Origin of the sequence: Bacillus sp. M6-12, assembly GCF_002860285.1 — a bacterium.
Classification (GTDB): domain Bacteria; phylum Bacillota; class Bacilli; order Bacillales; family DSM-1321; genus Peribacillus.
The window spans coordinates 100,774-114,636 of sequence record NZ_PGVF01000005.1 but is presented as its reverse complement, the minus strand read 5'-3'; the positions used below and the strand labels follow the sequence as shown (position 1 = coordinate 114,636).

Here is a 13,863-nt window from a genome sequence, read left to right as displayed (position 1 = left end):
TCTTGTTAATAGTAGTTGTCTTAACATTTTCAATAGCAGGGAAAAGTTATAGTAACTATAGTGACTCGACAAAAAGGAATATAACAAACTTATCTTTAATATATATGGTAGTTATAGTCCTGTCTTTGTTTGCTGGTACATACTTTAGCGCGTGCGCATAAAGCAGGCCATAAAAGCTATAATCATTATTTAAGATTGCCTATGTTTTATATGGGGAATAATTATTTTTGTTAGCGAATTTTAGTAAAACTTATACATAACATTTATGTTTTTAGAAAGGAGAGAGGTGTATGGAGTCACTCTGGCTGGAGTATGCATGGGCGTTGTTGATTCTAATCGGTTTAGAAGGATTGTTATCGGCCGATAATGCCCTAGTACTAGCAGTTATAGCCAAGCATTTACCCGAAGACCAGAAAAAAAGAGCTATTAATTACGGAATCATTATGGCTTTCGCTTTCCGCTTTGCTGCACTTTTTGCAATTTCCTTTATTGCAAATGTCTGGCAGATACAGGCTATAGGAGCTGCCTATCTGCTTTACCTAGGCTTAAAGCATGTCATACAGGCCCGTTTCGGGAAAGAAAATATGAATATTCATAAAGATGATGAAGAGGAGTCCGCTGGGAAAGCTTTCTGGCCCACAGTAGGGAAGATTGCTTTAGCTGACCTCGCTTTTGCAATTGATTCGATTCTGGCAGCGGTTGCTCTTGCGCTTGGTCTTCCCGATTCACCGCTCGATAATTTTGGCGGCATGGATGGTGGACAGTTTATTGTTGTAGTTCTTGGAGGTATTGCGGGTCTTATCTTAATAAAGTTTGCAGCAACCTGGTTTGTTGCACTTCTCGAAAAACGTCCAGCATTGGAAACAACTGCATATGCAATTGTTGCCTGGGTCGGTATCAAACTTGCTGTAATTACTCTTGCTCACGAGGATATTGGTGTTTTAGATCACCACTTTCCCCATAGTACCGCTTGGACTCTGATTTTCTATGTAGTATTAGTCGGTATCGCTCTAATAGGATGGTTTGCACCAGGCAATAAGTCACTCGCGAAAAATAAGTCCTAAAAGGCAGAAGCACCATCTTGCGAAACGTAACAAGCATACTTGGCTGTTCACCGACCTTAAATCAATATTTATAGAGTAGTGTTAGAATTATAAATAAATGGCTTAGGTTGGTGGCTGTGGTGCACCGTGGTCGTTGGAGTCAGACTATAGGATGGGCTCTAAGGCACCATAGTTCATCGACCTTCCTCTCCCAGCCCCATGAAACAGTATGGACGGATTCAATCTATTTTCATTCTCTGTGGTGCAGTGCTGATTTTCGCTGCGTGGGTGGCTATAGGGTGGTTTAGTTGAATATCATCAGTTTTAAATCACAATGAAGTCCGGCTAATATTAAGCCGGACTTCATTATTGTCGCGATAGGTGGTTTATATGACGACAAAGTTGTTACATGACAACAGCATTTTTTGTCATTATGATTTCAGCAAATTTATTTCCGTGCATGTAATCTCGATGTTTGAATGTCCATATTTAATAGAAATAACACAAGAAAGATAGATACAGTTAATACCACCAGCCATGCTGTTCCTGTTCTTGAATTTAATAAAACACTTGTTATTACAAGTGAAATATCTCGATTAGCCGAAAATTTAATAAGGATTTCTAACACTGGAACAAATGCCAGCAATGGAATAAGTATTGTCAGCATGACACGGTACCGATTAGAAAAAACGGATCGGTACTCTCTTATTTTCTGGTATAGAAGCTAATAGACAACTGCCTAGCACCAAGGAATAGCAAAGGTAAAGAGCTGCATCTGAAAGGGTAAGGATCCAGGTCATTTCTTTCTTTTTCTTACCACAATCAAGATGATTCCTCCGATAACAATAACAGCAGCGATAACCACTATTAATGGTGAAACAGTGTTTGTTTTCATATCCTCTTCAACCGCAGGTGAAGGATTAGTATTTGATTCTTCTTTTTCCTTTTCTACAGGCTGAGTTTCATTTTGTGGTTCATGATCATTATTAGTGGTTGGTTCAATTGATGGTTCGTTGGCCACTTGAAAAGCTAAGCTACCTTCCATTGGATGCCCATCCTCAGAAACGATATTATACGTTACAGTAATGTTCCCCTTAGGAAGAGGATTCACAAGTTCCCCGGTTAATGTATTCTCATTCACATTTACAGTCTTTAATTCTAATTTCTGCCCATTTCCATCCTTAACAGCCATGGTGCTTAAATCTTCTATATTACCTTCAAAGAACAGTGTAATTTCTTTTGTATCTTCTTGTACAACAGTGTTGGCTTCTGGCTTTGAGCTTTCGATTCCTGTATGGGCTAAAGCAGCAGTCGGAAGGGCTAAAAGAGAAATAACTAATAAAACATGTAACATAAATTTCAAATAAATCACCTCATAATTATTGTGTTTAGAAAACCTTTTAGGTTTACCTGTTTCCTGGGTGTTTTCCTACAAACATAGCCTTGTAAGCGTACAATTTGGATTAACGTCTTTAAACAATCTTCACTTTGATATGAAGCTTTATACCTTGGCACTTTGTTCATTTTAGGCATCAATAATTATGAAGTCAACCAAAATAATTTCTCTTTCGTATATTTTTACGAAACACGGAAAATCTCACAAAAACTTCACATATACCTTTAAGATAGGTATTATTTATATATTAAATTCTGTTAAAGAGCGAGGGTTTTGAAGTTTGAATGGTATAACCGTAATGATCATAGATGATGAGGAAACAATGAGGGATTTAGTGAAAACCTTCTTGCAAAAAGAAGGCTATAGTGTTGTAGAAGCGGTTAACGGAACGGACGCTTTGGCCAAGGTCCAAAATAGCTTACCCGACCTTTTAATCGTCGATGTCATGATGCCATTTATGGACGGGTTTTCGTTTGCTAAAGAATTAAAAAAAGAATACGATATACCAATGATTTTTTTATCAGCTAAAGGGGAAGAGTGGGATAAAATTCGAGGTCTTAAATTAGGGGGAGATGATTACATCGTTAAGCCTTTTCAACCTGGTGAACTAATGGCGAGAATTGAGTCTGTATTAAGGCGTGCTAAGAGTGTTCCACAAAAAATGGAACAGTTAAGTATCGGTCCTTTGAAGATAGACACTCAATCTCATTCAGTAAATGTAAATGGTCAACTCCTATCCTTAACTTTAAAAGAGTTTGAACTGCTTAGTTTACTTGCCAATAATAAAGGAAGAGTTTTCTCAAGAGAACATCTCTTGCAATCCATATGGGGGGATTCATACAATGGCACTGAACGAACTGTTGATACACATATAAAGACATTGAGACTGAAGTTAAAGGAAAACGGAAACCTCATTCAGACAGTATGGGGTATAGGCTACAAATTTGAGGTGTAACCTTTGAAGGAAATTAATCTTACACTAAGTCAAAAAGTATTACTGCTTATCCTAGCAACCATTGGATTCACAATTCTCTTTTCTTTCTTCTTTCTTCACTTTCTATATAAGGATTTATATTTAAGCAGCATTCGCGAGTCTGTTATATATCAAGGAGAAAGGACAGCTTCTCATTATCATTATGGTTCTTTAAGCGAAGAAATTATTGAAAAAATCCATTGGTACAATGTCGTCTCAGAATATGAAATCCTCGTTGTTGATAACTTGAAAGAGTTATCCTCTTACTTTCCATACGAAATTAATGATGAGGCTCTTGTTAACAGAGATGATCGACAACAATTATTGGACGGGAATTATGTTTTAAAGGAAGGCTATGTTGAGGAATTTGATCGAACAGTAGTTGGGGCGATTTTTCCTATTAAAAGTGATACGGCCCTCATTGGGTACATTTATATCTATGTTCCACTTGCTGCCATACAAGAAGTGTTTCAGGAAAGCATTCCAATTTTAATATTAGCAGGTGCTGCATATTTTCTTGTCTTGTTTCTGGTAGTTAATAGGATTCGCCGATCCTTGTTTCAACCTCTCACAGAAATACAGAACTTTTCAAAAGAGGTTTCTAAAGGCAATTACTCAAACCGTTTGTACCCACAAAATAAGGATGAAGTCGGTGAACTGGCAGAGGCATTTAATTCAATGAGTCATTCACTGGAACAACAGGAGGAACGAAAAAAGGAATTCATATCGAATGTTGTTCATGAGCTTCGGACGCCTCTAACCTACATAGGTGGTTATACTCAAGCATTGAAGCAGCAAATCTTTAATTCTCCCGAGGAAGCTGAAAAGTATTTATTAACAATTGAAAAAGAAACAGATCGTTTAAACAAACTTATCCATGATTTAGTTGATTTGAATCATCTACAAGAAGATCTTTATGTATTAGAAAAAGAACCAATTGCAATTGCTCAGCTTCTATTTGATACGCTGGAACTTTTTCAAATTCATTTGGCTGATAAAAATTTGAATATAAAACTAAGCGTTCAAGATGACCTCATCATTTTTGGAGATCCCAAAAGGATTCAACAAGTTCTTTATAATATATTAGATAATGCCATTAAATACAGTATGGAAAACACAGAAATTGAGGTTCAATTGAAAGAAGTGAACGAAACGATGCAGTTTGAAGTGACAAATAAGGGTATTCTTATCCAAGATGAAGATATTAACCGAATTGGCGAACGCTTTTTTCGGACAGACAAAGCAAGAGGCCGATCTACTGGTGGCTCGGGTTTAGGTTTATCAATAGTGAAGGAAATTGTGCAGTTACATAGTGGCACTTTTTCTATAGCAAGCCATTCAATTCGAGGAACCACTGTCACTGTAAAATTACCACAATTAACTTAACCGGCTGGGTTATACCCGGCTTTTTTTTTTGTGAAAAATGAAGCAAATATATCACAAAAACTTCACAATCATTGTTTATCCTTGTTTTATTGAGTCTTTAATATATCCCTCTGGTATTAAAGGAGGGAACAGAAAAGAGGTACGTATGAAAAAAATTGCATTATTCTTACTTTTCCTTATTTTTGTTGTTCTTTCAGGGTGTGGGATAGATAAGAACAAACCGTATGAAATGGAATCCTTCACTTATACAAATCAAAATGGGAAACCGTTTGGAGTCGAAAATCTCAAAGGCAAAGTATGGATTGCCGATTTCATTTTCACCAATTGCGAAACTGTCTGCCCGCCAATGACTGCAAGTATGGCTAAATTACAACAAAAACTGCAAAAAGAAAACCTGGAAGTAGAGCTTGTATCTTTTAGTGTAGATCCAACTGTCGATACGCCTGAAAAGTTAAAGACGTATTTGGAGAAGTTCACTCAAGATGATTTAAACTGGAATATGTTGACTGGATATACCCAAGAAGAAATTGAGAAATTTGCAAGGGAACAATTTCAAACTCTTGTTCAAAAGCCTCAATCTTCTGATCAAGTAATCCATGCGACAAATTTATATTTAGTTGATCAAAACGGGAAGATTGTGAATGACTATGGTTTTCAAAGCTCTCATTATAACGAAATAATCAAAGATATCAATAAACTGTATTAACAATTAAGGAGTATTCGAGATGGCGATCACACAGCAGCAATTACTTGACAAATCTAAATCAAAGCCTAACAGAAAATTAAAGACAAGCATATATCACACTGTTTGGAGATGGCACTTTTATGCAGGGGTACTTTTTGCCCCAATATTAATCATGCTCGCAGTTACAGGTTCTATCTATCTTTTTAAACCGCAGATAGAAAATGTAATTTATAAAGACTTTTATGAGGTAACTCCCCAGGAAGAAAGGGTTTCTCCATCGCTGCAAATCGAAAATGTGAAGAAGTTGCATCCTGGCGCACTAGTTACTGGCTATCGACCAGGTGAAAGTAACAAACGCTCAAGCGAAGTTCACATTGTTCTCGATGATAAATCCCTTACGGTTTTCTCTAATCCCTATACGGGTGAAGTAATGGGAGATCTGGACGATGATAATCGAATTATGAATAAGATCGAAGAAGTACATGGGGAGTTAATGGCAGGAAAACTAGGAGATAGAATTGTAGAATTGGCTGCTTGCTGGTCAGTCATTCTCATTGTGACGGGTCTATACCTTTGGTTCCCAAGAAAAATGCAAAGTATGTCCGGTGTTTTCTTTCCTAGATTCAATAAGGGGAAAAATGTTTTTGCAAGGGATTTACATGCAGTTCCTGCTTTTTGGATTACAGCTGGAATGTTCTTTTTAATCATGACAGGTCTGCCTTGGTCAGGATATTGGGGGAGTCACTTTCAAACAATTGCTACCAATTCAGGTGCAGGATATCCACCTTCGATTTGGTCAGGTAGCGCTCCCACGTCTATGCTTCAAACGAAGGATATCGCTGAGGTTCCATGGGCAGCTGAAAATTTAGATGTTCCGACCTCGAAACTGCAAGGATTCATTCCATTGTCAATCGATGATATAATATCCGTTGCTGATCGAGTAGGAATTGATCCTAGTTATTCGATTTATATCCCAACTGACAAAACCGGGGTTTATACGCTATCAGCCTATCCACCAAAAGCCCAGGATGAGATTACTATGCACATCGATCAATACACAGGTGCTGTCCTTGCAGATTACCGTTTTGATCATTATGGACTAATCGGTAAGATTGTGGCAATGGGTATTACCTTGCATAAAGGAACGCAATTTGGATTACCAAACCAATTAATCAGCCTATTTATCTGTCTGGGAATTATCCTTGTAGCAGTCAGTGGGTGTTATCTATGGCTGAAACGGAAACCCCAAAAAGGAATGGGCGCTCCAACAGCACCAAGCATAAAGAGGATGAAGGGATTCCTCATCTTAATGGTTATTTTAGGGGTCTTTTTTCCATTAATTGGACTATCTCTATTGGCTGTTTGGCTAGTTGACTGGTTTGTCATTCAAAGAATCCCAGCTGTTAAGAAGTTTCTGAATGCTTAATTCAATAAAAAGGATGCTAATACTGTGAAAAAAACGATGATATTTTCGTTAGTAATAATATTTACTCTAATACTAAATGCCTGTACTTTAAAACAGGATGTTGCACAATTGTATAAAGAAGAGAAGCCCCTTCAAATTGAAATCATTACTCCAGAAAATTTCTCTAGCGATCATATAGGGACGGTTAAAGCTATATTAACCCAGGATGGTAAACCGATAGAAAACCCAGACTTTGTTCATTTTGAAATCTGGAAACAAGATGGCTCTGTAAACTATGGAATGGAAGAAGCAAATGAAGAAGGGAAAGGAACGTATAGTATGAATAAAAGCTTTAAGAGTGAAGGGCTTTATTTCATCAAGGTTCATGCAAGTAGTAATGGGTCCATAATAATGCCCCAAAAACAGTTTATTGTAGGAAAACTTACTGAAAGCGATAAGGAATTTTTAAAAAACCAAACCCAATTAGAACAAAAAAGCCATGGGGGCCATCATTAAACAAAATTTGAAAGAAGTTTTTGTCCTCTTTTGATTAATAACCTCTTTCAACGTTTTACAAACAATCCGGAAGCAATTACTTTAAGAACAGGGCTGCCATTCGGCGGCTTTTTTTGTTATTGAACTAAAGGGCTTTTGTTGAAGAAGCAAACAATTTCAAAAATAATTAATTAGCCCTTTTTTACTAAATACATTAATTTCACCAAAACTACTTGCAAATCGGAATGGTTATGGTTTATGATGTGTCGAGAAAGGAAAAATGACTATCTTGATCTTTAAAAAGGTTAATTCGTCTTTTTTTTTGGGGGTTAAATCGTAATCATTATTATTTGCGCAAAGGGAGTTGACGAGTATGAAAGATACATTAGTTCCAGTCACCGTATTAAGCGGTATCTTGGTTCGGCAAAAACAACTTTATTGAACCATATTTTACATAACCGAGAGGGGAAGAGGATCGGTGTCATTGTAAATAACATGAGCGAGGTAAACATTGATGCTTCTGTGGTTAAACAAGGTGGGTTACCACGCACTGATGAAAAATTGGTGGAACTTCAGAATGGATGTATCTGCTGTACGCTACGAGAAGATTTGATATTGGAAGTCGAGAAGCTCTGTAACCAAGGACAATTGGATTATATAGTTATCGAATCCACGGGCATCAGTGAGCCTTTACCTGTCGCACAGACATTTACTTATGTAGATGAACAGCTTGCCATCGACCTGTCAAAATATTGCAGACTGGATACAATGGTGACGGTTGTGGACGCGAATCGGTTTTGGAGCGATTTTTCATCAGGGGAGACGCTTCTTGAAAGAAAATAGGGCAATGATGATACCGATGCACGGGAGGTTGTCGATCTGCTTCTCGACCAAATCGAATTTGCGAACGTCATCGTTATCAATAAAACAGGTTTAGTTACAAAGGAGAAGGTATGGGAGCTGCGGGCAGGGCTTCACAAATTAAATCCCGACGCACAACTGGCAGAAGCGGACCATGCACGAATAGAGTTGGATCCGGTGCTTGACACACAACTTTTTGATTTTGAACATGCAAACCAGAGTGCAGGGTGGGTTAAAGAGCTTACTGGGGTACATGTTCCAGAAACAGAGGAATACGGTATCACATCCTTTGTATATCGCAGGAGAAAGCCATTTCATCCCGAAAGGTTCCTGCAATGGCTGAAGGAATGGCCGGTTGAGGTAGTCCGTGCCAAGGGCTTCATTTGGCTGGCACCAAGAAATAATGTGGCAGGCTTGCTATCACAGGCTGGCCCATCTCTTACGATTGAGGGAGCAGGGGAGTGGCTTGCAGCATCCAGAAATCGAAAGGAAAAGAATATTGGAAGACGAACCTGATCTCCTGGAAAGATGGGATGAAAGGTACGGCGATAGGATGACGGAGCTTGTCATGATTGGTATTGAAATCGATCAAAGTACGATAGAAGAAACATTGGATCGATGTTTGTGACAGAAGACGAATTGGAAGAGGATAGGACGTCTTTCCCTGACCCGTTGCCAGCGTATACAAATTAAAATGGAGGCTGAAATAGTTATGAGAGTGAAAATTACATTAGCATGTACAGAAACTGGAGACAAGAATTATAGCACAACAAAAAATAAAAGAACTAATCCCGAAAGGCTGGAACTAAAAAAATACTCGCCGAGATTAAAGAGGCATACGCTTCATTGGGAGACAAAGTAAATTTTTATTCATTATAAATCGTAATCATTACTATTTATACAAAAGGAGTGTTTTCAATGAAGGTTTTATTTCTCAAAGGGCTAAGTATTTTAGCTATCAGTTCCCTACTTGTAGCCTGTCAGACTACAGAATCATCAGAAGGCGAGTCTGCTGATGAAAAAACAACTTCCTCATCAGTTGCAGAAGACTCATCTGAAAAGAAAGAGCAAACATCTGGAAGTCACACACATGAAAGTGAACATGAACACGATCATAGTCATTCACATGATGAAGAAACAGAACAAATTTATAAAGGCTATTTTGAGGACAGCCAAGTGAAGGATCGCTCACTTTCCGACTGGGAAGGAGACTGGCAGTCTGTATATCCATACCTACAAGATGGCACGCTTAACGAGGTATTTGCTTATAAAGCAGAACATGAAGGTGACATGACAGCTGAAGAATATAAAGAGTATTATAATGAAGGGTATCAAACAGATGTTGACCGTATCTTGATTCAAGATGATACTGTAACGTTCTTCAAAAATGGAAAAGAGTATTCTGGTAATTATATTTATGACGGGTACGAAATTCTAACATATGATGCGGGAAATAGAGGAGTAAGATACATATTTAAACTCGAAGAAGAATCTGAAGGACTTCCTGGATATATTCAATTTAGTGATCATAGCATTTATCCGAATGTAGCTAGTCACTATCACCTGTATTGGGGTGACAACCGCGTTGCTTTATTGGATGAAGTCATCAACTGGCCAACCTACTATCCATCAAGAATGGATGGACACGATATTGCCCAGGAGATGATGAGCCATTAAATAAGGAGTAGCCTGATTATATTTAGATTTGAGTCGCAGAATTTTTAATGCAAGTATTCTTGATCTGCGGGAAAAAATCATTATGGCTGGAATAAATATTGCACAGGAAACTGCAAAAAATAATAAATTACCGACCATCTCTAGTGGTGAAGACAACTTGGAACGGTACGATACAGGTAAACTGATAACATTGGCATACAGAATGGGATTATTATCTAGGCCTGAATACCGTCGAATGATCTTTACTCTCCGTACACTGGGCTAAAAATGGACAGGTGGCCCACTTGTGCTTTTTAGCAAGCGAAATACTTGTAGTGATCGCCACTAGCCATGCTCCTTTGGTTAGTGGAGTTCTCCGTAATAATACTTCTCTTATAAAAATAACAAACAATCCCTTTAGAAAATGTCCAAAACGATCATAGTGATTCCGATCTAGGTTAAAATAATCTTTTACCCAATCAAAAAGGGGAACCTTTGAATATGTGTAATGACCGCCGACGAACATTATAATTGCCAGAATTGCAATAATTATATAAGAGAGAGTAGTGAGGCGAAACCTATTGTATGTTGCAATTATGATGATCAGCCCGACAACGGCGGGAGTAATTTCCAATGCCCATGTCAAGTATCCTGCCGGTTTGATCACTGACCATATAAAAACGGCGGCAACAGCCAAAAAGAGCAGTTACCCAACGATGTCCGTTACAGTTGATAGCACTCTTTTAACAGGAACATATGCTAATAAACATAAAGTACCTGCGCTTGTCTGGTTCAATGAACACGAAAAACGTTTTATCAGTTATGGCAGCGACAAGAAAGAAATCATAAAATTAGGACCTAAACAAGTTCTAACGGAGAGCGTGATTAATTTAAAAAAGAATCACCTAAGCGATGAAGCAACAACAATTCATGAAGAATTGGATGCCAGGGGGTTACAATCGGCTTCAATAAATACACTAGTTTTCCGGGGAGATAAAACACAAATGCTGCATGTTCCGAAGTTATTGGAAGTATTTCAATTCCTAAACAAAGATACATCTGTTAAAGGACCTTCCTATTTTTCCTATGGGATACTATCTCAATTGAATCCAAAGAATAAGTATACCCACCTTTGGCAGGGGTTTGGATTTAATGATAAATTTGCAACGGAAGAACTAAAATATTTAATTGAACAAGACAGAGTCCCCTCATTTTCTCTCATTTATTTGTCCGATAATGATAAAAAAGTTCATAAAAAAGGCGTAAATCAAACAGAAGGGATTGAAGACGCCGATAAGCGGCTACAGGCAATACTTAATAAATATGGTTCCTGGGAAAAAGCATTGAAAGATAATTTATGGATCGTAATGGGGGACAACGGGCAAACAAATGTGAAAGACGATAAGAAAACAGCGTTAGTCGATTTACGAAAAGTATTAAAAGACTATAGAATTCATAAAATTAGCGGTAACATTCAGAAACAGGATCAAATCGTCCTTGGATTAAATGAGCGAATGTCTTTTATTTATCTTTTGGATGAATCAATAAAACAAGAAATATTGCAAAACAACTTCAAAAGGACAATCGCATTGACACGATAGCCTGGAAGGAAGGAAAGATAGTACATGTTGTTTCAGGAGATAAGAAAGGAAAATTTTCTTTTCAACGGAACGGGAACTTTCTGGATGAATACGGTCAAAAATGGAAAATAGATGGGGATGATCAAGTTTTAGATAAGACTATAAAAAGTGACCATTCTATCGTATATGGAAATTATCCAGATGCGCTTGCACGCCTTTACAGTGCCTTCTATTCACACACAGGTAACTTCTTGGTAGTTAATGCAAAGCCTGGGTATGAATTCATCGGAAAAGGATCGCCAAAACACGTGGGGGGAGCGAGCCATGGATCATTACATAAACAAGACACACACTTTCCCATGATTGTAACAGGAACAAAACTGGAACCAAAACACTTAAGGATGGTTGACTTAAAAGATTGGATTTTAAAAATATTAGATAAATAAAATAGCCATTGAAACCTTCTCTTATTAAGACTTGTAGCGTGAAGACATTCGTTATGTTTAATTTTGAATAAAAAGTAGTCCTTAAATCAAATGGTGAGAATTGAAAATATGGGTCGGCAAGGAGTTGTATAACATAAATGAAGATAGTTAGATTATTTTCATTTTCATTAGTGTTAATAAATATCATGTTATTTTCATCTTTGCAGGTAAATGGAGGGACTAGTGAAAATCTTTACATAAAGATAAATCTATGGTCAAACGAACTACTTGTGATGCAAAAAAAGGAAGTAATAAAGCGGTTTCCTATTGCTTCAGGAACTGAAGAATCCCCAACTCCTATTGGAACCTTTAAAGTAACGGCGAAGTCAAAATCATGGGGGGGAGGGTTCGGCACAAGATGGTTAGGTCTAAATGTTCCTTGGGGAAATTACGGGATACATGGAACAAATAAGCCCGCGTTAATTGGAAAAAATGTTAGTAGCGGTTGTATCCGTATGAATAATAAAGATGTAGAAATGTTGTTTGAAGACATCCCAATAGGTACTAATGTATATATACAGGGAAATATAACAGGAACGGGTCAAGGAGAATATAAAAGTTTATCCACTGGATCGAAAGGAAATTTAGTCCAACTTGTTCAAGAGAGGTTAAAAGCCATGGGTTTGTTTACTGGAACAGTAAATGGAATTTTTGATAAGAAAACAGAACATGCAGTTAAACAGTTTCAAAAAATCAATGGTTTACCTGCAACTGGAGGCATAACCTTTCGAGAGTATAGGGCTTTGGGCTTGTTAGAGTAAAAATCTTACCAATTAGAAATGATTTTGTTTTTTGCTTCTTTTGAAAAAGCGACCAGTTTTTTTAAAAAACTGGTCGCTTGCTTTATTACTTTTATATGGAAAAATGTTCCTCACTTAAAAGAATAGAATTAAGAGGATTTTTATTGTAATTGGTTATTAGAATTTTGTTTATTTTGTTGCCTGTTTTGCGGATTTTGCTGATTTTGATGTTGTTGCATCTGTTGGCCTTGGCCACCCATTCCTGTCGCTAGGGGTATAAATTTTTGAAGGGTTTGTGCCATACCTTGACCTTTAGTCATACTATAGAACGCAGCGGCACCGATACCAACTGACGCCAGTAATGGAAACCATATTTGCTGTTGTTGTTGTTGTTGCAATATTACCACCCCTTTTTTATAAAACGTTTGATGCCTTTTTAATTTTTGTTATTGTGATTGATAAAATGTAAGTGAACCATTTCCAAAATAATTAGGACCAAGCGTTCTAAACAATATAAAAGGAATTCAGTGGCAAAGGAAATCTTATGGTAAATAGTTTTCTTCAGATTACTTAAACGAACTCATGACACTATTTTTGAATTACTTCCGTTTTGTACTGAGAAAATTTTTCTAACATGTAAACTGTCATCGATGTCCACCCAGTATATTGAATTGTCGAAATTACTCAACGAGTGAGTTAGACCGCATAACCAATCTATCATCCAAAGTCGTAAATGGATAAATCCTAAGAATTGGTTAAAACAACCTATGATTCATTCGCTAATTGATTTTGCTTTATGTGGCAAATAGCATTTCTTTGGGAAATTAGAAAGTATAATGAAGCTTCTTTTTCCTCATCCTAAAAGTGCGATTTAAACAAATCACAGGAGGACGTGCCTATGACTGTAATTCAAAATGTTAAGACAACGCTTGCAGGATTGAAAAGTGCGCAGGCTAGTTTCGAAACCTTTGCTCTAAGCACTGATAATGAACAAGCAAAGCAGCTTTATCAGGATGCAGCAAAACAAACCCAAGCTATTGTTGATAGCCTTGTTCCCCGTGTTCAGCAAATGGAACAAGAAGAACCGCAATACGAGCAATAATCACAATGAAATAATAAGGCTGGTACATATGGTATGCCAGCCTTTTTTCATCTTCG

14 protein-coding genes and 2 pseudogenes are annotated in these 13,863 nt (G+C 37.3%); 13 read left to right on the top strand and 3 right to left on the bottom strand.

The window, feature by feature from the left end:
• The first annotated feature begins 290 nt into the window (after positions 1–290).
• Positions 291–1,064: a TerC family protein gene (locus tag CVD28_RS07975; protein ID WP_101591843.1), complete on the top strand. Its 774-nt coding sequence runs from the start codon at positions 291–293 to the stop codon at positions 1,062–1,064.
• A 775-nt stretch (positions 1,065–1,839) separates the two neighbouring features.
• Here the strand turns inward: CVD28_RS07975 and CVD28_RS07965 are convergent.
• A complete protein-coding gene (locus CVD28_RS07965) occupies positions 1,840–2,397 on the bottom strand; it encodes a copper resistance CopC family protein (RefSeq protein ID WP_257985804.1) in 558 nt (185 codons plus the stop codon).
• Between the two features lie 322 nt (positions 2,398–2,719).
• Between CVD28_RS07965 and CVD28_RS07960 the strand changes: the two genes are divergently transcribed.
• The 9 genes and pseudogenes from CVD28_RS07960 (at position 2,720) to CVD28_RS27480 (ending at position 10,186) form a co-directional block, all read left to right on the top strand.
• Complete coding sequence (locus CVD28_RS07960) at positions 2,720–3,394, top strand: response regulator transcription factor (RefSeq protein WP_180954052.1); 675 nt, start codon at positions 2,720–2,722, stop codon at positions 3,392–3,394.
• A 3-nt stretch (positions 3,395–3,397) separates the two neighbouring features.
• Positions 3,398–4,798, top strand: coding sequence for a sensor histidine kinase (locus CVD28_RS07955; protein ID WP_101591840.1), 1,401 nt, complete (start codon positions 3,398–3,400; stop codon positions 4,796–4,798).
• A 145-nt stretch (positions 4,799–4,943) separates the two neighbouring features.
• Positions 4,944–5,504: an SCO family protein gene (locus CVD28_RS07950; RefSeq protein WP_101591839.1), complete on the top strand. Its 561-nt coding sequence runs from the start codon at positions 4,944–4,946 to the stop codon at positions 5,502–5,504.
• A 19-nt stretch (positions 5,505–5,523) separates the two neighbouring features.
• On the top strand, positions 5,524–6,909 hold the full coding sequence (locus CVD28_RS07945; protein ID WP_101591838.1) for a PepSY-associated TM helix domain-containing protein: 1,386 nt from the start codon (positions 5,524–5,526) through the stop codon (positions 6,907–6,909).
• Between the two features lie 24 nt (positions 6,910–6,933).
• Positions 6,934–7,404, top strand: a complete 471-nt coding sequence (locus CVD28_RS07940; RefSeq protein WP_101591837.1) for a FixH family protein — start codon at positions 6,934–6,936, stop codon at positions 7,402–7,404.
• Positions 7,405–7,756: 352 nt separating this feature from the next.
• Positions 7,757–8,937 (top strand): annotated as a pseudogene (locus CVD28_RS07935) (GTP-binding protein).
• Positions 8,938–8,956: 19 nt separating this feature from the next.
• Complete coding sequence (gene rpmG, locus CVD28_RS07930) at positions 8,957–9,106, top strand: 50S ribosomal protein L33 (RefSeq protein ID WP_101591836.1); 150 nt, start codon at positions 8,957–8,959, stop codon at positions 9,104–9,106.
• Between the two features lie 56 nt (positions 9,107–9,162).
• A complete protein-coding gene (locus CVD28_RS07925) occupies positions 9,163–9,921 on the top strand; it encodes a metal-binding protein ZinT (RefSeq protein WP_101591835.1) in 759 nt (252 codons plus the stop codon).
• A gap of 82 nt (positions 9,922–10,003) precedes the next feature.
• On the top strand, positions 10,004–10,186 hold the full coding sequence (locus CVD28_RS27480) for a hypothetical protein (RefSeq protein WP_142384743.1): 183 nt from the start codon (positions 10,004–10,006) through the stop codon (positions 10,184–10,186).
• Between the two features lie 30 nt (positions 10,187–10,216).
• Here CVD28_RS27480 and CVD28_RS07920 read toward each other — a convergent pair.
• A pseudogene (locus tag CVD28_RS07920) lies at positions 10,217–10,597 on the bottom strand (DUF2238 domain-containing protein); the annotation flags it as partial.
• On the opposite strand from CVD28_RS07920, the gene CVD28_RS28635 reads away from it, so the two are divergent.
• Positions 10,482–11,501: an alkaline phosphatase family protein gene (locus tag CVD28_RS28635; RefSeq protein ID WP_142384742.1), complete on the top strand. Its 1,020-nt coding sequence runs from the start codon at positions 10,482–10,484 to the stop codon at positions 11,499–11,501. The pseudogene CVD28_RS07920 and the gene CVD28_RS28635 overlap by 116 nt on opposite strands.
• A gap of 562 nt (positions 11,502–12,063) precedes the next feature.
• Positions 12,064–12,726 carry a L,D-transpeptidase family protein gene (locus CVD28_RS07905; RefSeq protein WP_101591831.1) on the top strand — a complete coding sequence of 221 codons (663 nt, stop codon included), beginning with the start codon at positions 12,064–12,066 and terminating at the stop codon, positions 12,724–12,726.
• Between the two features lie 140 nt (positions 12,727–12,866).
• Here the strand turns inward: CVD28_RS07905 and CVD28_RS07900 are convergent, their stop codons facing one another.
• Complete coding sequence (locus CVD28_RS07900; RefSeq protein ID WP_101591830.1) at positions 12,867–13,103, bottom strand: hypothetical protein; 237 nt, start codon at positions 13,101–13,103, stop codon at positions 12,867–12,869.
• Between the two features lie 500 nt (positions 13,104–13,603).
• Between CVD28_RS07900 and CVD28_RS07895 the strand changes: the two genes are divergently transcribed.
• Complete coding sequence (locus CVD28_RS07895) at positions 13,604–13,807, top strand: DUF1657 domain-containing protein (protein ID WP_101591829.1); 204 nt, start codon at positions 13,604–13,606, stop codon at positions 13,805–13,807.
• Positions 13,808–13,863: the final 56 nt, after the last annotated feature.